The sequence below is a fragment of the Paenibacillus sp. sptzw28 genome, assembly GCF_019550795.1.
In the GTDB taxonomy this organism is placed as follows: Bacteria; Bacillota; Bacilli; order Paenibacillales; family Paenibacillaceae; genus Paenibacillus_Z.
In genome coordinates this window covers 4569383-4593115 of sequence record NZ_CP080545.1, presented here as the reverse complement: position 1 = coordinate 4593115, position 23733 = coordinate 4569383, and the positions used below count along the sequence as shown (strand labels likewise).

The 23733-nt window shown below is 48.2% G+C and carries 16 protein-coding genes and 3 pseudogenes; 12 read left to right on the top strand and 7 right to left on the bottom strand.

Annotation, left to right across the window (positions count from 1 at the left end; translation table 11 throughout):
• The first annotated feature begins 139 nt into the window (after positions 1 to 139).
• The 9 genes and pseudogenes from KZ483_RS21060 (at position 140) to KZ483_RS21020 (ending at position 10052) form a co-directional block, all read left to right on the top strand.
• Entirely contained in the window at positions 140 to 901 is a 762-nt protein-coding gene (locus KZ483_RS21060) for a GNAT family N-acetyltransferase (RefSeq protein WP_220349495.1), read from the top strand.
• Between the two features lie 258 nt (positions 902 to 1159).
• A complete protein-coding gene (locus tag KZ483_RS21055; protein ID WP_220349494.1) occupies positions 1160 to 2446 on the top strand; it encodes an IS110 family RNA-guided transposase in 1287 nt (428 codons plus the stop codon).
• 860 nt (positions 2447 to 3306) lie between these two features.
• A complete protein-coding gene (locus KZ483_RS21050; protein ID WP_220349493.1) occupies positions 3307 to 3876 on the top strand; it encodes a YdcF family protein in 570 nt (189 codons plus the stop codon).
• Between the two features lie 196 nt (positions 3877 to 4072).
• Positions 4073 to 4921, top strand: a complete 849-nt coding sequence (locus tag KZ483_RS21045; RefSeq protein ID WP_220349492.1) for an AraC family transcriptional regulator — start codon at positions 4073 to 4075, stop codon at positions 4919 to 4921.
• A gap of 260 nt (positions 4922 to 5181) precedes the next feature.
• Positions 5182 to 6063 (top strand): AraC family transcriptional regulator, encoded by an 882-nt coding sequence (locus tag KZ483_RS21040; protein ID WP_220349491.1) that lies wholly within the window; start codon positions 5182 to 5184, stop codon positions 6061 to 6063.
• A gap of 318 nt (positions 6064 to 6381) precedes the next feature.
• A complete protein-coding gene (locus KZ483_RS28715) occupies positions 6382 to 6771 on the top strand; it encodes a hypothetical protein (protein ID WP_258881359.1) in 390 nt (129 codons plus the stop codon).
• 525 nt (positions 6772 to 7296) lie between these two features.
• Positions 7297 to 8343 (top strand): annotated as a pseudogene (locus KZ483_RS21030) (IS1595 family transposase).
• A 106-nt stretch (positions 8344 to 8449) separates the two neighbouring features.
• On the top strand, positions 8450 to 9148 hold the full coding sequence (locus tag KZ483_RS21025) for a CTP synthase C-terminal region-related (seleno)protein (protein WP_220349490.1): 699 nt from the start codon (positions 8450 to 8452) through the stop codon (positions 9146 to 9148).
• Between the two features lie 409 nt (positions 9149 to 9557).
• The gene (locus KZ483_RS21020; protein ID WP_220349489.1) at positions 9558 to 10052 is read left to right on the top strand and encodes a hypothetical protein; all 495 of its coding nucleotides are present in this window, start codon (positions 9558 to 9560) and stop codon (positions 10050 to 10052) included.
• A 261-nt stretch (positions 10053 to 10313) separates the two neighbouring features.
• Here the strand turns inward: KZ483_RS21020 and KZ483_RS29190 are convergent.
• Positions 10314 to 11554: pseudogene (locus tag KZ483_RS29190) on the bottom strand (IS110 family transposase).
• 374 nt (positions 11555 to 11928) lie between these two features.
• Between KZ483_RS29190 and KZ483_RS29185 the strand changes: the two are divergent.
• The 3 genes and pseudogenes from KZ483_RS29185 to KZ483_RS21000 form a co-directional block, all read left to right on the top strand.
• A pseudogene (locus KZ483_RS29185) lies at positions 11929 to 12033 on the top strand (hypothetical protein); the annotation flags it as partial.
• 142 nt (positions 12034 to 12175) lie between these two features.
• Complete coding sequence (locus tag KZ483_RS21005; protein ID WP_220349488.1) at positions 12176 to 14212, top strand: molybdopterin oxidoreductase family protein; 2037 nt, start codon at positions 12176 to 12178, stop codon at positions 14210 to 14212.
• Between the two features lie 145 nt (positions 14213 to 14357).
• Positions 14358 to 14780 (top strand): MFS transporter, encoded by a 423-nt coding sequence (locus KZ483_RS21000; RefSeq protein ID WP_220349487.1) that lies wholly within the window; start codon positions 14358 to 14360, stop codon positions 14778 to 14780.
• 1 nt (position 14781) lies between these two features.
• Here the strand turns inward: KZ483_RS21000 and KZ483_RS20995 are convergent, their stop codons facing one another.
• From KZ483_RS20995 to KZ483_RS20970, 6 genes are read right to left on the bottom strand one after another with little or no spacing between them, the layout of a single operon-like run.
• Entirely contained in the window at positions 14782 to 16248 is a 1467-nt protein-coding gene (locus KZ483_RS20995) for a SagB family peptide dehydrogenase (RefSeq protein WP_220349486.1), read from the bottom strand.
• A gap of 16 nt (positions 16249 to 16264) precedes the next feature.
• A complete protein-coding gene (locus KZ483_RS20990) occupies positions 16265 to 18490 on the bottom strand; it encodes a TOMM precursor leader peptide-binding protein (protein WP_220349485.1) in 2226 nt (741 codons plus the stop codon).
• Complete coding sequence (locus KZ483_RS20985; RefSeq protein ID WP_220349484.1) at positions 18487 to 19179, bottom strand: nitrile hydratase subunit alpha; 693 nt, start codon at positions 19177 to 19179, stop codon at positions 18487 to 18489. The genes KZ483_RS20990 and KZ483_RS20985 overlap by 4 nt, the downstream gene beginning before the upstream one ends.
• A gap of 38 nt (positions 19180 to 19217) precedes the next feature.
• A complete protein-coding gene (locus tag KZ483_RS20980; protein ID WP_220349483.1) occupies positions 19218 to 19883 on the bottom strand; it encodes a response regulator transcription factor in 666 nt (221 codons plus the stop codon).
• Positions 19880 to 22996, bottom strand: coding sequence for an ATP-binding protein (locus tag KZ483_RS20975; protein WP_220349482.1), 3117 nt, complete (start codon positions 22994 to 22996; stop codon positions 19880 to 19882). The genes KZ483_RS20980 and KZ483_RS20975 overlap by 4 nt, the downstream gene beginning before the upstream one ends.
• A gap of 58 nt (positions 22997 to 23054) precedes the next feature.
• Positions 23055 to 23729, bottom strand: a complete 675-nt coding sequence (locus KZ483_RS20970) for a C40 family peptidase (protein WP_220349481.1) — start codon at positions 23727 to 23729, stop codon at positions 23055 to 23057.
• Positions 23730 to 23733: the final 4 nt, after the last annotated feature.

The following is a 23733-nucleotide window of genomic DNA, read 5'->3' as shown; positions in this document are numbered from 1 at the left end:
TGCTCAGCAGTTTGCCGAATCGTATGGGTTATAATATTTAATTTTGAAAAATATGACTTTATCGGGCGGTGTTATTAGGAATACCGTAAGAAGCAATATTTCGTGATCGATCTGATAAGCATGCGAAACGGGGTGTGTCATGATTGCGTCTGCCAGAAAAGCAGCCTTACAAACTGTAAGTACTGTGTTAGCAGCCGATCTCGCTTGCAGTGAAACTGATTTCCTTTCTGACAAGGTTTCGGTTAATAAAGCTGAAATAAGGGAGGGGCGTTTTCGTTTTCCGGTACGTGAAAAATCTTTAAGTATCGTGACGATGGGAAAAGGAGTAATCGTCTCTTGTAATCAAGAACGAATAGAATGGGTAGAACATACTCTTGAAAACCTTAGACGTGGGCAAGTTTTTTCCATTCAAACAGTTTCTAAATTAGAAGAATACGTAAAAAAGGATAATCAATTTATTGCCGGACCTGATCAGAAATATATTTGTTCGGTCGATGATCTTGTAGAGTTTTATATTCCACAGGGTATCAAAGTATCAACATATACTCGAAATAATGTGGTAGAGCTTTATGAACACTTGAACTTTAGACATGCGTTATCATATCGAGCTGACACTCCCCGACCTGATATGTTGGCCACGATAGCCGAATGTGACGGTAAGATTGTCGGTATGGCTGGAGCATCTGGAGATTGTGAGCTAATGTGGCAAGTAGGTGTGGATGTCTTACCGGAATATCAAGGTTTAGGGATCGGAAAAGCAATAGTTGGTACCTTAACAGAGGCTATCCTAAATCAAGGAATACTCCCGTATTATTCAACTGAAGTAAGTAACCTTCAGTCGCGTCAATTGGCAGTTAGCCTGGGTTACTGGCCAGCTTGGGTACAAATATATGCCCGATAAAAATAATGATAAGACAGCATAGAGATTACGATGAGCTTTCCGTCTTTACAATTAGGGGGTATTAGTTCTCCAATGGTTCGATTGATAACTCCTAGAAAAGGCCATCAGTATCGGTACAAGCATTATACCTACATCACTCGCTCCGCTAAACATTCCTGTTAGTCCTAAGAAATGGACTTTGTCAAAAAAGGAGCGCCTCGGTATGATGGGTTTGTCCACGGGTTCGAAACCCAACACCATCAAGGAGGCGCTCTTAGTATGAAGTTTAAGCAATCGGACGGGCAAAATCAACGTATTGAACGAATTACCACTTCTCATCTTGTTGTGGGAATTGACATGGCAAAGGAAACCCATGTTGCACAAGCCACAAACTTCCGAGGAATCGTCCTTTCTAATCGGCATCTTTCGTTTAAGAACACACAGGAAGGATTCGAAAAATTACAACGGTGGTTGGATGCCTTACAGCAGAAACATAGATTAAAAAGTCCTATCATCGGCATGGAACCGACAGGGCACTATTGGACAAACTTGGCCAATTGGCTCGCCCAGAAAGGAGTACACGTTGTTTTGGTGAATCCAGCAACGACAAAACGAAACAAGGAAAACCGTGACAACTGTCCCTCCAAGAGCGATCCGAAGGACGCACTTGTGATCGCAGATGTTGTTAGCCGTGGCTATTACTATGATTACACTCGCCAAGCGCCCCACTTTCAAAGGTTACGCACCATTATGAGCGATCGAGAATTTTGGGTTACGAATAGTGTTCGATTGCAGAATCGTATTGTTCGCTGGCTGGATATTCGTTTCCCTGAGTATGCTTCCGTTTTTAAGGATTGGACTTGCCCTCGATCAATGGCGACCCTAAAAGAGTTTCCGTCTCCGTCTGATCTTAATGGCCAATCAACGGAAGGGGTTATTACAGCTTGGAGAAAATATATGAAGCGAGCTGGCGGTTCCACTGGCATACAGAAAGCCGCCGAATTAATTTCCACAGCCAGGCAGAGTGTGGGAGATACGACTGCGCTAAGGGAGGCTAAGCAAGATTTACAACGCTTGTTAGAGGAGTATCAGCGCATTGCCAATATTTTGGAACAGATCGAAAAAGAACTTGTAACTTTGCTAGGTGAGATACCTCTGGTCAGCCAACTTCGCTCGGTAAAAGGTCTAGGAACGATTTACATTGCAGCGATTCTGTCTGGTGCAGGTGACTTGAAACAGTACGCCCACGGGCGTCAGTTACTGAGGAAAGCCGGCTTAAACTTAGCCGAAAGCATGTCAGGAAAACGCAAGGGAGAGATCGTGATCTCGAAACGAGGAGATGCCAAACTACGAAAATATCTGTATCTCGCTACGCTTACAATGGTAGGGACCAATCCCGTCTTTCGGCAGCTGCATGAACATAATGTGCAGGTTAAGCATATGAGCAAGCAACAATCGGTGTTTAAACTGCTTGGAAAACTAGCTCGAATCCTAATCGGTATGGTTCAAAGCGGAGAGACGTTTACTCCTGAAAAAACAGTCCACTCATACGCTCAAGCAGCATAAAAAAACGTTATTGAAATCACGTAAATTGACTCATTCGCAGGATTTCGACTAAAGAAAGCACGGAGAACCGAGTACGTACCCGATAAGGGCATAGACCCATCCGCTAAACGCTATCGGTCTCCACACCTTGGATAGGTGTAACGAAGGAATGTAAGGGCGTAGACCCGTCGAGTCGTGGGATGGTAAACCTTCAGGGATTTGTGGAGTATGCGTGCAGTAGAAAAAGGCCTTGGGGAAATGTTCCAGACGTTTCTTCTATTCCCGCATGCCCTAATCCTAGACGAAAAGGTACATGTGGCTTACATTCCACCCAACCGTTACAATACAAGGTGATGAAATCCTGCGAAGGAGTGAGCATACGTGAGATAAACCTTTAAAACCGAGGGAACATTCCTGTAAGTCCTAGGAAATGTACTAGCATCCCGAGTCACTGAGGACGACCTACCCCAGTCAATTCTTTCTTCTTTTCAAAGTGAATGGGAATTGGTTTGCCAGAAGTTATTATAAGCAGTCTATTAATTGCCAGAAGTGACGTATAGAGCGAAAGTGCTTTAATTTAAACAAGAAAAATGGCTGGAATCACAATGATTCCAGCCATTTTTCTTGTTTGGCAAAGAATTATGTTAAGTTACAGTTGATGTTACTTTACGCATAACTTTGCCACTATGGCAATCAATAAGCCAAGAATTTTTTTGGCAACTAATTACTTCCATTCTTTGCCCAGCTTCTATAAATTGCGATACCCTTGCTTTTAGTCTTACTCCTCTTACGGGCAGATTTCTTAGTTTTACCGAAAGAACATATATGGCCTATTTTGATATATAATGGGCTGGTGGTTTTATGCTAAGGAGGTGCTTGCTGTGTCTTTTCCATTTGACTGTATTAGCGATTTTATGTTTTTCGAAACGGAACTGGGTCAATCAGATGTTATTTTAATACCTGGAGCTAGTCATCCTCAATTAATGGATAGAGCTTCAATGTTATATCATCAAGGTATCGCTCCATTTATCCTACCTTCTGGTGGTGCCACCCCTCATGTAGAAACAACTGAATGGGAATTTCTAAGAAATGTCGGAGTGTCATTAGGAGTACCTTCAGAATCAATACTTAAAGAAGATAAGGCAACTAATACCTTTGAAAATGCTCGTTTCTCTTTGGAAGTATTACAACAGCAAGGATTTCACCCAAAAAAGGTTGTTTTAATCTGTAAAAATTATCACGCTCGAAGAGCACTTTTAACTTATCAATTTGTTTTTCCAACAGAGACAGTTTTTTATGTAAGCCCAGTGGTTGATAAAACAGGGACTTCAAAAGATAACTGGTTTCAAGATGAAGATAAAATAAGATACGTAATGAATGAGCTAGAAAAGGTTGGGAAATATTTCAGGCCTGCCATATACCAAATTGGGTCAAATAGCTTTTTACGTTAACGGGACACGATAGTGGAGGAGCTGCTTCGTGGTAGCTCCTCTTTTGGTTTATTGATGAACGGGCAGATTTGCTCAATAGTACTACCAAGAGAGGGAGAATTATATCATCTTCGACATGCTGACTTTTTCGTGCAGGAAATGCACGGCTTTATTTTTTTATCTGCGATAGAATTTTATATTGAAGGGAGGGAAAACGATGGATTGGTTGGACAGGATGAAGAACGCCATGGAATACATCGAAACAAATCTAGCGGACAATATCTCATTTGATGAAATAGCGCAGAGAGCCTGTTGCTCTACTTATCATTTTCAAAGAATGTTTCCGTTTATTACTGGAGTATCGTTATCTGAGTACATTCGACGTCGACGGTTGACATTGGCAGCATTTGAACTGCAGACAACAGATGCAAAGGTTATTGAAGTAGCTGTGAAATATGGATATGATTCGCCAGAAGCGTTTGCACGGGCGTTTAAGAATCTTCATGGGATCATGCCGATATCTGCGCGCGATAAAGGCGTTTCTCTAAAAGCCTATCCTCGAATGTCCTTTCACATTTCAATAAAAGGAGATGTCGAAATGAATTACCGAATTGAACAAAAAGGGTCTTTTGAGATGTTTGGAGTTTATGGTCTTATTAATTCGGACAGGAAAACAGCATTTTCTGAAGTTCCTCAATTCCGTCAAAAATGTGATGATGATGGCAGCGTTGAACTTATGAACGAATTACTGGGACGTTTTAGTAACACCATATTGCACGCTGCCTTATATGATCACACTGCAGAGTCTTTCAAGTACATGATATGTTATCATTTACCAAAAGGACTTGAAATTCCGGAGAGATTTACAAAACTTTCTGTCCCGGAATTAACATGGGCTATTTTCCCGGATCCGCAGTGTGATTTGCAAAAACTATGGGAACGAATATATTCCGAGTGGTTTCCGACATCTGAATACGAACAGGTTGAAGCCCCTAGTTTTGAAATGTATTTTGGAATGGCAGGGCACATTACTGGGGAAATCTGGATACCAGTAAAGAAAAAATAACTTTTTTACTCCATGCGACAAGCATGTGTTTTTCATCGGGCACCAATCGTACTACATTGCGCTAACTGGGAACGAGTTGAATAAAGTGAGATCAAAGAAAGGCCATCCCACAAAGGATGGCCTTGAAAACTTGCCGTTACAGACAGCACGGTGAACCTTATCATAATTAACGGCAAGTTTTTCAGACAAAACGAAGCACTTTCGAACAGGAAGTCATTCAGCGGTTCTTCTAAACTGAAAAAGAAAGGAGATGAGAAACAGTGGAGGCGCTTCGATTGCTTCGGCAAGCGATTGATTACGTGGAAGAGCATCTGCACACGGACATCGAGATCGACGATATTGCTAGAGCTGCGATGTCATCGAAGTATCATTTTCAGCGGATGTTCCATGCATTGACGGGCTTTACTGTTACCGAATATGTACGAAACCGTCGACTTACGCTTGCGGCGGAAGAGTTAGCCGGAACGGATAGTAAGGTCATCGATATTGCACTGAAGTATAGTTATGAGAGTCCAGAAGCATTCGCCAAAGCATTTCAACGGATGCATGGCGTAACGCCGCTTGCGGCAAAGAAAAAGAATGTGAAGCTCAAAGCGTTTCCCCGAATCTCCTTTCAAATTCAGATTAAAGGGGAAACCGAAATGAACTATCGCATAGTAGAGGAAAAGGCTTCAACAGTAGTCGGCAAGGACTTCATCATCAAGAAAGACCCTTTCACGGAGATACCGGCTTTCGTGGAGGGAATTTGGAAGAATGGCACGCATGATCGGATTAACGAGGCTGTTGGCAGACCTGTGGGTTCTCTGTTAAACGGATATTACTTTGATTATAGCGAGGATGGTACTAGGCGCTATATGATGGGTGTCGAGCTGCCGGAAGGAAAAGAAGCCCCAGGTGGGCTGATCACCCTTCATGTCCCTAATCAAAGCTATGCGGTGTTCGAAAGTCGAGAATCGATTCCGGATGACGTGGAGATCGGGTTAGAAATCCAAAATGTCTGGATACGAATTTATTCGGAATGGTTCCCATCTTCAAATTTTGAACAGGTGGAGGGATTGTGTATGGAGAAGTACTATTGGGCAAATGACAGTCACACCGAATCCATTTGTGAAGTATGGATCCCGGTTAGAAGAAAGGCATAATTCTAATTTTAGGCCCGCCATTTTGGCGGCCTTTTATTATACAGAGAAAACTTGCCGTTACAGACTACGCGGAGAACCATATAAAAAGCTAAAGCTGGTGCAGAATAAGAGATGCATGGATGAGCTCTAACGGGCCCGGATAGTTCAATGCTGAAGGGGCTGACGTGTTGCAGCTTTTCGCTCAACGGGCAGGAGATTTCAAATAATTAAAGAATTATTACAAAGTAGAACTTTTCAATCATCTGATATTTTGCTGCATGAAATATCAGGCGACTTGATCTACCGCATGATATGCTCCTTTTGAAAGGAGGGATCGCCGTGGATTGGCTTCAACGTATGAACCATGCTATTGAATATATTGAAGTCAACTTAGAAAATAATATTGAATATGAACAGATTGCAGAATCATTTTCGCGAGCATTTCAAAATTTGCATGGATTGACTCCTTCATCAGCGCGCAATGCCGGAAGTCAGTTAAAAGCCTATCCTCGCATCTCCTTTCAAATTATATTAAAAGGAGTTGTAGGGATGAATTATCGAATTGAGAAACGGGATGCTTTTCAAGTTTTTGGGTTAGAGGATATATACAATTACGACAATATTGCGAACCAACAAGGAGTTTCTATCCCGGAGGTTTGGCAAAACATATGCAAGAATGGCGAGTTTGACAGATTACGCCAGGTCGGTAATTGGGGATTGGTGGCGTGAAGGCAATTTCAGCAAGGAACTTGGAGCAGTTTTTGCATACGATGCCTACAAATTCACAAGCAATACTACTTTTCCTTATCTTATCGTATGTTACAAATCGGAGAATAGCAAGGTTAATGGATACATAGTTGTTGATGTTCCAGCATCTACTTAGGCGGTATTTTCAACATTAAGTGATGGGAATGGCAGCGGCAACTATGATTTGCGCTTATTAAAAAATCGTATATTTTCTGAATGGCTACAAACATCAAAGTTTAATGTTTTAGGAGAGCTCGCTTTCAGGATGTGTACTAGAATCCCTAGTCACTGAGGACGACCTACTCTGGGCAATACTTTCTCCTTTTTAAAGTGAATGGGGATTGGTTTGCCAGAAGCTATTATAAGCAGTCTATTAATTGCCAGAAGTGATGTATAGAGCTAAAGTGCTTTAATTTAGGCTTTGTTAAACCTTGTTGTTGATATTTGATAATCACGAACAAACGTTCTATAATAAGAGTAATACCATTGTTCGGAGATGATTTATCTATGGATCTAAAAGAACTTAAAAAGTATGCTGATACGTTGGACGATAATGGGAAGCGAGAGCTTATCTACTTTTTGCAGTCACGAACCAAGGGAGTTGCGGTTCCAGTTCGAGCGATTGATGAGATTCAAGAGCAGAAACATAAAGATGGGCTTGTTTGTCCTCATTGCAAAAACCATTCTGTCGTGCGATTTGGTAAGTACGCTGTAAAAACACGCATTGGAGATGTTAAACGTCAACGTTACCGTTGTAAGTCCTGTCGCCAAACGTTCAATGACCTTACAAACACCCCTCTGCAACGAACGAGAAGACCTCATATTTGGGTTCGTTTTATTGAATGCATGATTGAGGGCTTTTCTCTGAGAAAATGTGCAGAGCAGTTAAACGATGAAGTCACGCATGTCACCTTGTTTTACTGGCGGCATAAGATTCTCTCTGCTCTAAAACAGATTCCAACCGAAGCATTTCAAGATATTGTTGAAATGGACGAGACTTATTTCTTGTTCTCTGAAAAAGGTAGACGTAACATCACCGATCGCAAGCCACGTAAACGTGGCGGTAAAGCTAAATATCGTGGTATAAGCCACGATCAAGTGTGCGTACTGGTTGCCCGTGACCGTCAGAAAATGACGTACTCTGGCGTTCTTGGACGTGGGCGAATTCGTACAACGAAATTGGATGATGCGATTGGAGGTCATTTATCCGACTCAAACGTGCTATGCACTGATTCATGGAGGGCATTCAGTTCCTATGCGAATGCTAAAGGCTTAGCTCATTACCGATTCAAGTCCGACGGAAAACAACGTGTGAAAGGCGTGTACCATATCCAAAACGTCAACAGCTACCACAGCCGCTTGAAAAAGTGGATGGATCGCTTTAACGGTGTTGCAACTAAATATTTGCAACATTATTTGGCTTGGTTTCGTTACTTAGACAGCAAGGAATATGAGAATACCGCATCGAATAAAAAAAATATGTAGGTCAAATCATGCCTGTTTACTGTGACCGACACGAATGCCAAACTTCGGCTTTCTGCTTATTCATGTTAAGCTAACGGACATCTTAGTGAAACTAATGCTTGATTTAAAGTGAGTGCCACTTTATAAATACCCTTTGTTGTTTTTTTGTAAAAATGTGGAGAGAGGATGTGTAAGCGTGTACAATATCGGATTAATAGGTGATTATGATGAGGAAGTCGTAGCACATGTGGCTATACCTCGAGCAATCCAATTGGCGGCAAATGATATCAATGTCCAAATCAATTACGAATGGGTATCGACACCTTCATTGGACCAAGATTTCGAACAGAAGCTCTCCAAATATCAAGCACTATGGGTAGTTCCTGCCAGTCCTTACTGTAGTATGGAGGGGGCTCTTAATGGTATCCGATTTGCACGTGAGCGTCGGATCCCCTTTTTAGGTACATGTGGTGGTTTTCAGCACATGATTATCGAGTTTGCAAGGAATGTCATGGGGCTTACTGAAGCGGATCATGCTGAGGAAAACCCTTCCGCATCATTGATATTAGTTGCTCCTCTCACTTGTTCGGTCAGTGAAAAGATACATACTTTTAAGCTGACCCCTGGTTCAAAAGTGATAGATATTTATGGAACCAATGAGATTATCGAACAGTATGGAATTTGTAATTACGGTTTGAACCCTGAATTTAGCCCTATGTTAGAAAATGCTGGATTACGTATTGCTGGAGTGGACCTTGATGGTGAAGTTCGCATTATGGAGCTTAATCAACATCCTTTCTTTGTTGGGACCTTATTTCAACCAGAACGTTCTGCATTGAAAAATATCATTCATCCATTGATCAAAGCCTTCCTTCGTAAAGCTATCCATTCATAATAACCTCATAGATTAAGCGACGGGTACGATTGCATAATAAAGCCGCCTTTTTACCAAGGCGGCTTTATTATGGTCAATTATCAACATTAGAATTTAACATATCCTTAATTTAAACAAGGAAAATGGCTGAAATCATTGAGATTCCAGCCATTTTTCTTGTTTGGCAAAGAATTACGTTAAGTTACACTTGTTGTTACTTTACGCATAACTTTGCCACTATGGCAATCAATAAGCCCAAAATTTTTTTGGCAACTTATTACTTCCATTCTTCGCCGCTTCATCTGCCGCGCCGTGGTATCCCCGCTCCGATAGCCGTTGCTAACGGGAGATTAGTTCAGTGGACTCTTAGTTAGAACAATAAACATCAACATGGTATCAATCCGTATATGTGGTAAAATTTATCAAGGAGGTGATTGATATCAAATTATCCATTAGAGTAATACTTTCTTTTCTAATTGTTATTTTCGTCTTCTTTATCTTTTATTCAGTTTATTTGAAAAATAACCCGCCGTTGGTAGTAGCAGTTAGCGGGTCATCGTTTGAAAAACGTGTTTTATTAGTGGAAGTCGGTAATAAAAGTAGTCTTGCAAGGATTAGTTTTGATGAAGTCCTTGTAAACAATAATAATGAGCCAACAAAAGTAATGATTCAGTTAAGCAATTCATTAAAGGGCTTTATCATATCGGGAAATTTCGAGGGGGAAGAGGAAAGTAAGTACGATTTTAGACCTCTCAAATCTATAGAACTTCAAACCAATACAGATCCGCAAAAACAAATAGAAAAAGTAAATAAGGGAACTGCTACTGAAGACGATAAGATATATGCTATTACAAGCAGGATTTCATCCCTTTTAGATTCGATGATGAATGAAAAGAGCCAGAGCTTGCTATTTTTGACCCGATAAAAGGCGTGCGGGAATAGAGGTGGGGGTAGCCTCACCCATTTCGTTCAATATGCTGCACGTATTCTCCACGGTTCCCTTAGCGATTGTCGCTCCCATGTCGGGGCGGGTCATAGCCCTTTCATTCCTTCGTTACACCTATCTATGGGGTGGAGGTCGGTCTTTCTAACGGAATGGGTCTGCGCCCTTTTGCGTAACGTATCCCGATACTCCGTGCTTTCTTTGAAATCCTGCGAATGCGCCAACTTGCGTGAGTGCTGTTTTTTAAGCTGCCTGTATAAAGACTTTACCTGGGTTGTAGGCTTCCTCACTATGTGCCAAACCGACTAAAAGGCGGGCCAGCTTTCCGCATAATTTCATGATTGATTTCATTTTTTTAAGCTTTTTAACCTTTACGTTATGTTGATGCAAAGCCCTAAATTCTTTGTTAGTCATAACCATGCACATCGTGATTAGGTAGAGGAAGTGTCGAAGGCGTGGGCGGCCTCGTTTACTGAGCGTCATCTGGCCTTTCCATTTCCCTGAGCTGGCCTCGGTCAGATTAAGGCCTGCGTGGCGGAGTAGGGTATTCCCATGAACATAACCACTGAGATCACCTGACTCCCACCCAATACACCAGCCCAATACACCAGCTAAAGAAGTAGCACTCACACCCGAATAGCAAGGATTTTGCTCGCATAGGGAATACGCCCAAGAACGTCTGGCTTCAGCCTCGATTCTCTGAAGCTGTGTATTTGCTAAATCATACTCTTCAAGAAGATGCTCAAGATGGAGTTTGTAAGCGTGTGTTGCCTGCGTAGAACCAACGGTTCGCTTGGCAAGATTGATGAGCAATTTAGCCCTACGAACACCTGAATGCGTTTCATGGACTTTTTCCATCCCGCAATTACATCGGAAGGATCTAAGTTACATAGATCGGCGGGGAGGGGAAACAACCGAAGAGTTGTCAATGCACCTTTGCAAGTTAAGATTTTAAAGACTTGTCTAAGTTCAGGGAACACAATGTCGACCCAGCGATGGATCTGGTTGACGGCACTTACAAGCCGTTTGACAACGGTCTCTCGGTTTGCCATTAGGACTCGCAGCTCTTCGTACACTGTGGAATGGAAACGGACAGGGGAATAGTAGCCGTTTTTCACCATGTCTGCAATGACAAGCGCATCCTTTTTGTCGCTTTTAGATCGAGTATTATCGCGGTTTTCTTTATTCTTTTTGACTAGGTGAGGGTTAACGAGCACGGCCTCAATCTCTTTGTCCTGAAGCCAATGGGCGAGGCTGAGCCAGTAGTGCCCTGTCGGCTCCATACCGACAATTATTTTGGTTAGCTTGTACGAAGCCATCAAGTCGCGGATCCAGCGATTAAGAGATTGGAACCCGATTTGGTCATTACTGAATTCCAATGGATTACCCAGGACAATACCGCGGAAATTTACAGCTCTAGCAACGTGAGTCTCCTGAGCAATATCTACACCGATGACAAGGTGATCTGAGGTAATGTTTTCAATGAGTTGATTTTGCTTATCTTGTGCCTTAAAGCTTCATAGTAGAGTGACCTCCTGATGTGGGATTTTAAGGGCTGTAGACCCGTTGTGTACTCCCATCGTACAGGGGCACTCTTTTTTATTCAAACTCCAAATTATTCGTTCCACAGGAATTCTAACGGAATACGAGAGCTCAATAAAACTTCACCACAAGGCTGCCGCGGACGGGCTTAAGGTTCTCGGGTTCGTGAATACGAGAGAGGTTAGTGAAATTCAGCTTGACATCGGACAATTTGACCGACTGGATTGAGGAAGACGATCCAATGCTCATGCCGGGCTACTATGACGAGCCAGAAGCTTTTGATTAACTATTCTAAGTCCCTAGAACTCAGGCTAAAGTCATCATAGAAAATCTACATATCCCGCACATCTCCACGGGAGGCTTATTTAGAAAAGCTTATCAAAACAACTCAGAATTCGGTTATTGGCGAACGATTACATGAGCAAGGAGAACTGGTTCCTGATGCGACTTTTAGCGCGGATATCCTGCAAAAACAAGCAAAGTCGTGCGATTTGCGCGGCTTTGCTGTTTTTCCGCAACACCAGGGCAGAAGTGAACTTATTACATGGAAGGGAGATATCACTATGCATGCAATAAACAAGCCGTCAGGCGTTTTTCGATCCGTATGCTCGCTCGACTGCCCCGACCAATGCGGGCTGCTCGTCCATAAGGAGGGCGGGAGAATCGTCAAAGTCGAAGGCGATCCGAACCATCCTGTCACGCAAGGCGCGATCTGCAACAAGGTCCGCCATATGACGGAGCGGTTATACGATCCGAAACGGCTCCGCTATCCGCTGCGGCGCGTCGGGAGCAAGGGGGAGGGGCGTTTTGAACGGATTACCTGGGACGAGGCGATCGATACGATTACAGCTAACTGGAAACGGCTCATTGAGGCATACGGTCCCGAAAGCATCCTTCCGTACAGCTTCTACGGCAATATGGGACGCATCGGAACGGAAGGGATGGACAGGCGTTTCTTCAACCGGCTGGGCGCAAGCAAGCTGCTGTACACCATTTGCGATGCCGCCGGTACGGAAGGATATAAGTTTACGATGGGCGGAAACTTCGGGACCGATCCCGAGGACACCGTCCATGCAAAGCTCATCATCATGTGGGGCGTGAATGCGGTCAGCACCAATATGCACCAGGTCATGCTCGCGGAGAAGGCGCGCAAGAATGGCGCCAAGATCGTCGCCATCGACGTGCACCGCAACCGAACCGGCAGGTGGGCGGACTGGTTTATCCCGATCGTCCCAGGAACCGACGCAGCCCTTGCCCTTGGCATCATGCACATCCTGTTTGCGGAGAACATGACGAATGAGGCGTTTCTGCAGGATTATACGGTCGGGCATGAAGAGCTCCGGCAGAATGTCCGGCAGTATGACCCGGATACCGTGTCCGCGATTACCGGAGTGCCTGTCCGGGATATTTACCGGCTTTCCCGCTTGTATGGCGAAACGACGCCGTCGTTTATCCGGATCGGCAACGGTCTGCAACATCACGACAACGGCGGTATGAACGTCCGGACAATTGCCTGTCTGCCGGCACTGACCGGACAGTGGCTGAAGAAAGGCGGCGGGGCGATTAAAGGCAACGGCGGCTATCTGCAGCATAATGCAGCCGCACTGCAGCGGCCGGATTTGCGGGAGAAACTGTCCCGTTCCATCAACATGAATGCGCTCGGAAGCACCCTGCTCGAACTGGATCCGCCGATCCGTTCGCTTTATGTATACAATTCCAACCCGGCGTTGGTGGCCCCGAATGTGAACAAGGTAAGGGAAGGGCTTGCCCGGGAAGACTTATTTACGGTCGTTCATGAGCTGTTTCTGACCGAAACGGCGCGATATGCTGATATCGTGCTGCCTGCAACCTCGTCGTTTGAAAATACGGATTTCTACAGGTCATATTGGCATCACTACATCCAGCTTCAGCAGCCGGTGATCGCACCTTATGAAGAAAGCAAGCCGAACGTCGAGGTGTTCCGTCTGCTGGCTGCGGCGATGGGCTTCAAGGAGCAGGCGTTTCAGGATACGGACGAGGATCTGATCCGCCAGGCGTTGAACCATCCGACCAACCCGAATATCTCCGGTATCACATACGAAGCGCTGCAGGAAAAGCAGTATGTAAAAGCGGCGACCAAGCCGCTTTTTCCAGGAAAATTGCTGACACCGAGCGGTAAAATCGAATTGTATTCGAATTCGATGGAGAAAAGGGGATTTCCGCCTCTGCCTACCTACACCCCGCTTGCAGGAGACTGCGACCGTCAGTTCTTGTTTATTCCGACGGCGAATCATAACTTCCTCAATTCGACTTTCGCGCATAACGAGAAGCATGTTCGCATGGAAAAGCAGCCGAAGCTGTATATGAATGCGACTGATGCGACGGCGCTCGGTATCACGGACGGAGCTTTCGTCCGCGTATCAAACGAACGCGGCGAATGCGAGCTGGCGGCAGTGGTCGGCGAGGACGTTCTGCCTGGCGTTGTGGTCAGCCAAGGGCTGTGGGCCGATTCGCCAAACGGCAAAAACACGGTCAATGCGCTCACGCCGGACCGTTTGGCGGACATGGGCGGCGGCGCCGTCTTTTTTTCCGGCCGCGTCTGGGTGGAGAAAATCGGGTAGCCTTTCACCGTGTCAACGGCGTTCATTTCGAGCGGTATATTGCCGGGCCGGCCTTCTATGTTTGAGATTGCCATATAATCAATCAATAAGCCGTTTCAATTTCGCCTAGAATTCCATGCACAAAAGCCTCCTGTTCCACTTCCAAGTGGTTAGGAGGCTTTTTCGACTTTACAGGAAAGGCGGTGTTCTGACGGACCGGTTCGGCCGTAAGAAAATGATTTTGTTTTTCGTTGGAGGAGCTGCGCCTTTCGCACTTTTGCTTCCGCATTTGCCTCTTTTCTGGGTTTATCCGGTATCGTTTATCCTCGTAATTCTTATTTCCGGCTTCTCGGTTAGCGTTGTTTATGCCCCGGAGCTGCTTCCCGGAAAGGTTGAGATGGCATCTGGACTCATTACCGGCCTTGCGTTTGGCATGGGCGCGCTGGGGGCGGTTGTGCTCGGCAAAGCCGCGGAGATTTGGGGACTTGCGAATGTCATGACTTATTCTAGCGTTCTGCCACTGCTCGGGTTTCTGTCGATTCTACTGCCGCCGGATCGACGCGATTTCGAGCTGCTTACGCGGCCATGAATCAGAAACCGGGTGGTGCTGCCGGACGACCCAGGACAAACTCCCCGACCGGGAATTCCTGCAGGGGGTCTGTGCCGGTCAGCATCGTTAAACGACTCAAGCTGCCTGTGCCTAAGGCGAAGGATGGAATGTTCATGGCCGACGCAGTCAAATAGAAGTAAGCGATAAGAACGCCTGCATTTTTCAGAACGAGCGAATAAGCGATCGACTCGTACTTCCAGGAAATACGTTGGAAACGGGCCGTAATGGCAATTAATACTTGCGGATCCATCTCAGGTCTCGCCGAGAGCGCTTCCTGGAACAGCTCTTCGCTGTCGGCGCCGGCGTAAGGGCGCAAAGCGTGACCGTTCGGATCGTAAGCGTACAGTCCGTCCGGCAGACCCGGGCACGAACGAACGGCCGCATACAGCTCCAGCTCGTAACAGGAGCCTGCATTCGGGTATGGACGCCCCGTATACTGCCCGAATAGTACTGTCTCGTACTGCATTCTGATTCTCGCCGTGCGGAACAGAAATTCACCCAGAGCTTCAGCATCCATGTGCCGATGCAAACGATCCCGCTCCACTCCGGAAACCCTGTTCTCCATCACAAAGGCAAATGACTCTTCTTCACGGCTGATACGTATCATATCCGGTACGTACAGCGGAATCGAAGAAGGCGGTAAATCCGGTTTCGCCGGAGGCGAGGGAGGCACAACGTGAAGAAAACGATACGTCCCACCGCGACGCACCCCGTCTTCCTGCAGCCGGCTTCGGGTGTGCAACAGCAGGTCATGAAACTCCCAGGCGATCAGGGGAAGATGACGGTCTTCATAAAGAGCCCCGTCTTGAGACGTCGGGGAAATGATACCCGCCCAAAGGAGCAGCGTCATGACAGCCCCGATTTCTTCCTTCGGCCATTCCGGTATTCTTCCCGCAGCATCCGCTAACGAAACCGGGGTGCTCAGCAGTTGAAAGAGCTGCACTGCGAGAGTGTCTAGGGCGCTAACGCGCGACTGATACAGAGTAGAGCTTATGTACAGTCCGCCGTCTTCTTCTCTTCGTATATAGGCGAAGCGGGAGAGGCGGTATGGCGTATGTTCCTGCGGCCGGTTCCACAGATGAGGGGAAGCCTGCCCGCAGGAAGAGAGAACGGCCCGGGCTTGTTTACTCGTACAGGAGAGAGTCTCTATGAAAAGGCAGCGATGCTCCAGAAGGGTGGACAGCGCTCGGTACCAAGCTGACAACGATAACCAGCCCTCTCGTTCCAAAATCGCCTCTTCCGTTTCCGTATAGCCCCAAAAGCTGCCGTCAGACGCCCTCATTAAACAGGAGAGCGCATACGGCTCCAGCTTAGGGAGCTTTATTGTCAAACCGCGGCAAATTGCTTCCGGTCCATCAACCGTCCCGCGTATACTCAGGTAAGAAGTGAATCGAACATACAGTTGAATCGTCTGACACATTGGACGATCCTGAAACATCTCTCGCATTGAACGAGCCGCCTCCTCATAGAAACATCGGAATCGGATTCAAGCTTTCCTCGGCAAGCGGGGAGGGCAGCCAGCCCATATTTACCGGTACATCGTATAATCGCCCCGGGGCGAACCGCGCCCAAAAATGCCGTAAGCCGGGTACAATGACCTTCACGACCGGCAAACCGACATCGGTCCTTGTCTGATCCACTATATACAGTTCCAGCCCAAGCGTTCCGCATGCATCCAAACACCACTGGATTAGCTGCCCGGGGCCACTGGAGGCGGGAATGGAATCTCGCAGCGACGTCAAGCAGTATGGTGCCAAATAAGGCTGATTCGCGACCGTTGCTGAACGCCACCAGTCCAATAGGTCCGGGTCCCTGACGGTAAAGGGAGTGTTTGGCCCCGGCTCCAGCGCAGGCATATACTGGTTCATCTCACTTATCGCCCGAAGCACGGCGGTCCTCGCGTCAAAATGCGATCCGAACCCCATCATGATCTGCTCTGCCGGTCCTCCAACTCGCCGGTTGATTGCCGCATACGCCGGGATACCGCTGTCGGCCGTCACGTCCAATACCCAAAATTCCCTTCCGCAGCTTCGGTAATATGCCTGCAGTTCATCTACGAAAGGATGACCCATGCCTGCCAGATCTATGGCTGGACGGGGGAGACGGTTGTACCACCAGATCGCTGCGCTGTCGCGTTCGATCAGCTCCAGAAAGCCTTGTACGATCGCTTCCTCCAGAGTTTGGCCCGCCGCGTTGCCGTTGCTGTCCGGCCAGCAGCGGAACGACTGTTCCGCCAGGGGATAACCGAAATAAAGGTACGAGGAAGGCAAATATCGTACTTTCCCGGTGCTTGGCGAACAGATCGGAGTCCATTCCATCTGTTCGTTGATATCGAAGGGATGGGGAACGATCCGGTTGCCGGTTCTTTTGGCCATCCACGCTTCACGCACAGCATACTGATTATCGCTGAAGAGCATGGCTTCGTTCGGGTGGATAGCCAAATCCCCAAGATCGCGGTAAGATGCGGTCAATCTCGGTTCATCCCCGCGAAAAACGCCGGAATACCGCTCGAGCGCCTCGCACAACGCGGAAGCTTGCGCTTGGAGGTCGGTCGTGCCTTTACCCGCGCTTCGGGCGCGCAAGCCTTGCAGCAAATCAGGAAGCGATTGATCGTTCATCGCGAAATTATGGCTGGAATAATAGACGTGATAGGGTCTTCCGGCTTCGCCTGCAGCCTTCTCCAGGCTATGGACGATTCCGGTGATCGGACTGATATGATGCTTATACCGCTGTAGGACCGCCATCGCATCCATGCTTCGGTACCCGCCGTCACGGGAGAATAGCGGGGCGGGATCCAAATGGGACTTCTCGTTATGCCGTTTACTCAAGTATCCCCCGCATTCCGCACAGTCCGAAAAAGCAGCAACTGCGTGCAAGTCGGCTGTACCCTGCAGCGTCCGCAGGGACATCATTTGCCCGGACAGAACGGCAGCCCCGTTCCCGCACAGCTGCAGCGTCGTTTGAAGTGCGGCTTGCGTTAACGCCAATCTGACGGTCAAAGGATTTCCGGCGAGGGAATAGGGGCGAAGCCCTTCAATCCCCCGGCTGCGCAGGTAGGAATCCACTTTGCTGTTTTCCTGCAGCCGTCTGGACAAGCAGCTGTAACAGGGCGGGTGTCCGGGAGTAAAGATCGGCCCGACCCAGGGGATAAAGCCGCCCGGCTTCACCGGCATCCAGGGACGGCCTTGTTCCGTCAGCTTCCGGTTCTCCCCGTGAACTCTTTCGTCCAGATAGTCATCCGTCACGACAATGACGAATCGTCCTTCATCCGATACGGGGATTTCCATTTCACTCAGCAGATCGTTTAACTGTTCGCGATAATTGTTCCCTGTCAAATCGTGAACGGCGATCGAATGACCGGAAAGCCGTGAACGTACGAGTTGATCGCTTTTACCAAGTATCGACCAGAAGCCGGAGGAGAACTGTTCCTGCTCCGTTTCCGGAGCGACCTCGATATAGCCCTGCTGCTCCAGTCGTGAAAGCGCTTTATATACCTCTTCCGAAGAAGCATGGCCGGATAACGTTTGTACAATCTCTTCGTTCGAGCTTTTACCGTTTATTAGATACGACAGACGAATGTACAAGGGATCGGTAAACACGGCATGCCCGGCTTCCGAGAGCGCAAAGGCTGCTTCCCGCTCCAGCCGTTCCACTTGAAAATAGGGCTTCCAACGATAAAATCCGCTCATCCGCACATCGGCGGAATTCTGCTTCCTTCGCCCTGACCGGCAGGCGGTTGGAGCTGAGGCCTCCCGCACATAGGGGGAACGCTTCCTGGCTCTCCCTGATGCCACGGGTGGAACTGCGGGTTTGCGCACATCGGCGGAACGACGTAAGCCGCCGGCGAGGGAGCTGCATAAGCGGAGCCCGCCTCCGCTGTATGGACATAACCGAAAGGGATCGGGTGAGCGCACATCAAAGGCTGGCCGTACAGTCCGGCAGGATAATACGATACCTGAGCCGGAGCAAAATAAGGCTGTGGGTAAGCACGCGGATACGGCTGCGGATATACGGGATATGACGGGTACCCTTGAGATGCTATGTGCGCCGGATAAAAGGAATAAGCCGGATAAGCGTATCCCCCAAAATTCGTCCAAGGCATAGGAGACGCGGGAGAATGTGAAGACATAGGACCCTGAGCCGGAAGTCGGGGCGATGCGGCAGCGTCGGTCGGAGGTGCATATCGATCCGCTTCCTCCAAAATTGAACGGACCGGTTCCGTTTCCGGCGTGAGTGTCTCACCGGCGGGAGGCGTATAACCTTGTTCCTGGAAGATGCCGACAGGGTCCTGACGGAAACGCTGTTTGAACTGAGGATCCGCCCAGCATAAAGCCAGAATTCGTGCCGAAATTCGCTGTAAATCACGATCCATATCCATTATTCGATCTCCTCTCGAAACATAACTAATGACAGTCGTCAGACATCTGCTTCCCCTTCAAGCAGGTTTTTCAAAAAACGTACCGCTTTCATCCGGTCGCTCACCCCGATTTTGCTGTAAATGACGCTCACATAATTTTTGACGGTCCCTTCCGAAATGAACAGCTCCCCGGCGATTTGCCGGTTATTTTTAAATTGGGCCATTCTCCGGGCGACCTCAAGTTCTCTCATGGATAAGTCGATCTCCGGGCAGGAGAGAGGGTGCTCCGCGTGAGCCTGTAGCTTTTGCAGCTTCCGGGCCAGTGCGGCCGCGACGATGGACGGCAGCATGAGCTCGCCGCGAATCGCTTCACGCACGGAGGTCATTAACCGCTGCACCGGCAAATCTTTTAGCAGAAAACCTGAAGCTCCATGCGCCAGACTGTCAATAATATAAGCCTCATCCATGAAGGTCGTGAGCATAATAACGAGAATGTCGGGGTATTCGCCTTTAATCCTTTTGACCGTTTCGATCCCATTCAGGACAGGCATTTGAATATCCAGCAGCACGAGACGCGGCTGATGCGTACGAACCAGATGAAGGGCCTGTTCACCGTTCTCCGCCGTAGCGACAACTTCAAAGTCCGGCTGCAAATGCAGCATCGTCTTCAGCCCTTCTCTTATGAGGGCCTGATCCTCCGCAATAAGAATGGATATTTTGCTCATGAAAGGACTCCTTGTAAAGGCATCGTAATCTGCAATCTGCAGCCGGCACCGCCCGTATGGCCGATCTCCAACCGACCTCCGGCTTCCCGGACCCGATGTCCCATCGCCTTTAATCCGAACCCGAAAGGTTTGTCTTCATACGGCATTCCGTTGTTATCTAAGATAAACAAAAGCGAATCGTTCCGACATGACAATATCAGCTTGAAATGAGTGCTGTTTCCATGGCGGATTCCGTTCGTAATGCCTTCCTGTAGCGCATGGAAAATTGCCGTTTGCTGGTGGGCGTTCAAAATGGGTATCGTGTCGTCGATCTGATAATCGAACGAAACGACGCTGTTTATCCTGGTCTCCTGAATCAGTCTGAGCAAGGAGGGGATTAGCCCTAAGTTGTCCAGATCGCTTTCAAGCATCCGAACGGACTGCCGAATCTCGTCCAAGCCTTGACGAACGAGCCTTCCGGCGTTCTCGTAAAAAGCCACCGCTTCCGTAGGAGCCCGTTCCAGCAGCATCGTACCGGCCTCGATTTGCACGATAGTCGCGGTCAGAACGTGACCCACGCCGTCGTGTATATCTCTGGCAATGCGGCTGCGTTCTTCCAGCACCGATTTTTCGGCGAGCGCGGCTGCGGTTTCCTCGTAAGATGAATGCAGGAGAAGGGTGCGCTCCTGAATTTCCTTTTCCAGCTGCTGGTGCCATTGGGCCAGCTTCAAATGGATGTTCACCCTGGACACAAGCTCCGGCTTCTCCACCGGCTTAATCATATAGTCGTTTGCCCCGCAAGCGAAGCCCGCTGTAATGTCTTCAATCTGATGTTTGGCTGTCAGGAATACGAGCTGAACTTCGGCGGCCGAGTAGCGTTTTCGAATTTCCTGGCAAAACCGGTACCCTGACAATTGCGGCATCATGATATCAAGGAGAATCAGATTGGGTTTCAGTCCTTGATTTATCCATCGCAAGGCCGTCGGTCCGTTATCCGACTGAAGCACCCGATATTCGGGAAATGAAACAAGAAGGTGGTTGTAAAGTACTTGCAGGTTAACCGGATCGTCATCGACGACTACTATCGTCGGCTTATCGCCGGTATCTGAGACGCGTTCGCTTGTCGGCAAATGAAGCGGCACATGAGACAGCGAATCCGCCATTAAAGGTGTGAAGATTGAGGCGGACTGCGTACGTTTCTCCAGTGATATGACGGCTGCAGGAAGTGTGAAGCGAAAGACGGAACCGATTCCCGGTGCGGACTCCACACCGATCTGCCCGCCATGGAGCTCGACCAGCTTCTTCGTAATCGCGAGTCCCAGCCCGGTTCCGCGGTATGACTTGTGAAGCGCACGCTCCACGCGGCCGAAGGATTCGAATATATGCTCGAGCTGATCCTCGGCTATTCCTATGCCGGTATCCTCGACATCGATGCCGATGAACAGCCCGCTGCGGCTGGCCCGAACCTCCACCGAACCATGGTCCGTAAAGGTGACGGCATTGCCGATCAGATTGATCAATATTTGCTGTGTGCGGCTCTCATCGGCCGTAACGAATAAATCCGAAGGCACACTGTTGAGCAGCTTGACAGGTTTACCGGCAGTGAGCGGCTTCAACAGCATGAAGACCGCTTCCGTCATCTCGCTCACATTCACTGTAACAGGCTGAAGACGAATAGACCCGTGTTTTATTTCAGAGAAGTCCAGTATATCGTTAATGAGATGCGTAAGGCGCTTGCCGCTTATTTTTATAAGATGAAGCTGCTTCTCCGCTTCTTCCGGCAGCAACCCTGCGAAGCCGTCAAGAAGCGAATCGGTCATCCCGATCATGCCGCTCAGGGGAGTCCTCAGCTCATGAGATGTATTGGCCAGGAATTCATCCTTCAATTTATCCAGAATCAGAAGCTTGTCCGTCAGACGCTCCACTTCGCCGAATGACCGGGAGAATTGCGAGGCTAATATGACCGATTGTATAAACGCAAATAGCAGCATGCCGTATTGCGACAAAGATACGAGAAAAAACATGTCGTGTACGATAAAAGACATACACAAGGCAAAGCCGAACAGGAACAGCAGGGCGCCTTCCACCCGCTGACGAAAGGCACGGATTATGCCCGCAATCAAATAGGGGAGCAGCAGGAGGCACAGCGCCTCGTACAGGACAAGCGTCCGGTCAAACCAGCGAAACGGCGCGATAATGACTACGGCCGACAGAAGCATGCAGCCATACTGTGCGATACGAACGCTTTTGTAAGAAATGAAGTGCCGGAACAGGCTTTGTACAAACATGACCCACAATGGAAGAGCGGTATACGCGGTTAAGTAGGTCACCTTCGGAAAAAGCTCCGTATTGAACGCCGGGAATAGCTGTATCGCGTACCGGGAGTGCACGCAAAGGGTTCGTATCGCGATAACCAGACAAATCATGGCAAAATAAAGCGCCGAGACGTTCTTGCGACGCCGCAGAAAATAGAACGCAAAATGGTATAAGGCGATCGACAGCAACGCGCCGAAAATGAACAAATCGAGAGCCAGCTCGTTATCCTGCCCGCGCTCCAGCTGATCCTTCGTTCCCAGCACTACGCGAAGATCGAGTCCCCCCTTGGTATATGTGAAATTCGCGACATGGATCATGATATCAAGGTCTTGAGCGGCATCCAGCGCAATGACATGCGGATATGAATATCGGGCCTTCGTCTCCGCCGCCGACTTGCCCGGATTACCCATTCCATATAGCGGCTCGCCATTTACCCAAAGCCGGTAGGAAGAATAGATCCGGTCGATCTTCATTGCGAACGGTCCAACGCCTGCCGGGAGCTTCACTTTCAGCCTGTATGTGGCATAGCCCGTTCCCGGAAGCGCGCGTCCGCCGATCTCGACCGAGGTCCAATAACCGGGAACATCGATGCTCGTGCTCAGATAATCCGTTTCGCCGTCCGATTCCTGATCCGCAGAAACAAACTGCCGCCAGTAAAAGGTCCAAGGGCCGTCCAGCGCAAATGCCCCGTTCTCGGTAAAATTCCATGAAGTCAAGTCCACTTTGCCGTCTTTGAGCACGGGGCGGTCTGAAGGAGCCGCTTGTTTGGTTTGACACCCGGGAAGCATTCCGACAACGACAATACACGTTAGAAGCAAGAGTCCTATATATAGGAATCCCCTTCTTTTCAAATATCCGCCCATTAGCAAGTATCCGTTAACCGAACACTGGCAATGAGGCAGGTGAAAACGCTATCTCCATGAAGTAACGCTGCCCGCTGTGCAGCAGCATCCATTGTTCGCCCAGCTTGACCTGCCCGAGAAAGTCCGGCTGATTGGCTTCCGCAAAATCGACCGGCCAAAAGCCGTTCGGGACGCGGTCATTGCCGAGCAGTCCCATAGCCATGTAGCTGGCAGCCACCAATTCGCTGCAAAAGAAGTTGCTGTAGGGAGCCTTAACGTTGGCTCGGCCCTCCAGGATTTCGATCAGGAGTGTCTGGTCATTCGGAAAATCCGATTCGTGCACATCCTTGATAAATTGAAGAAGAGCCGCGTTCATCTCAGGAGTTCGCTGGGCATCCAGTATACGGAAAGCAAATTCGGAAACTGAAGTCATAGCGTGCAGACGCTGAGTGAGGAGAGTGAGTTGAGGACCTTTCTTGCGCTTGTGCATGATGACGTCTTCCAGGTCATCCAGGGGCGTAGCCTCCCACAGCAAAGGTTCCGCGAATTCCGGCAACCGTACCACCATAGCAATGTGCGACCAGGGAGATTGTTCAATGATTTCGATGAATTCGCTCTCCGTCCATTTCCCTTTGAGGAAGAAGAGGTCGCCGGTTTGGAGACGGTCTGACGCGAATTGAAACGTTCGTTGCCGTAGGGATTGTTCCATTGCA

Bases quoted from the DNA above. Each gene is read 5' to 3' on its own strand.
- KZ483_RS21055 (WP_220349494.1), top strand. From the start codon at position 1,160: ATGAAGTTTAAGCAATCGGACGGGCAAAATCAACGTATTGAACGAATT.
- KZ483_RS21045 (WP_220349492.1), top strand. From the start codon at position 4,073: ATGGATTGGTTGGACAGGATGAAGAACGCCATGGAATACATCGAAACA.
- KZ483_RS21060 (WP_220349495.1), top strand. From the start codon at position 140: ATGATTGCGTCTGCCAGAAAAGCAGCCTTACAAACTGTAAGTACTGTG.
- KZ483_RS20970 (WP_220349481.1), bottom strand. From the start codon at position 23,729: ATGGAACAATCCCTACGGCAACGAACGTTTCAATTCGCGTCAGACCGT.
- KZ483_RS20985 (WP_220349484.1), bottom strand. From the start codon at position 19,179: ATGGATATGGATCGTGATTTACAGCGAATTTCGGCACGAATTCTGGCT.
- KZ483_RS21005 (WP_220349488.1), top strand. From the start codon at position 12,176: ATGCATGCAATAAACAAGCCGTCAGGCGTTTTTCGATCCGTATGCTCG.
- KZ483_RS20990 (WP_220349485.1), bottom strand. From the start codon at position 18,490: ATGAGCGGATTTTATCGTTGGAAGCCCTATTTTCAAGTGGAACGGCTG.
- KZ483_RS20995 (WP_220349486.1), bottom strand. From the start codon at position 16,248: ATGCGAGAGATGTTTCAGGATCGTCCAATGTGTCAGACGATTCAACTG.
- KZ483_RS20980 (WP_220349483.1), bottom strand. From the start codon at position 19,883: ATGAGCAAAATATCCATTCTTATTGCGGAGGATCAGGCCCTCATAAGA.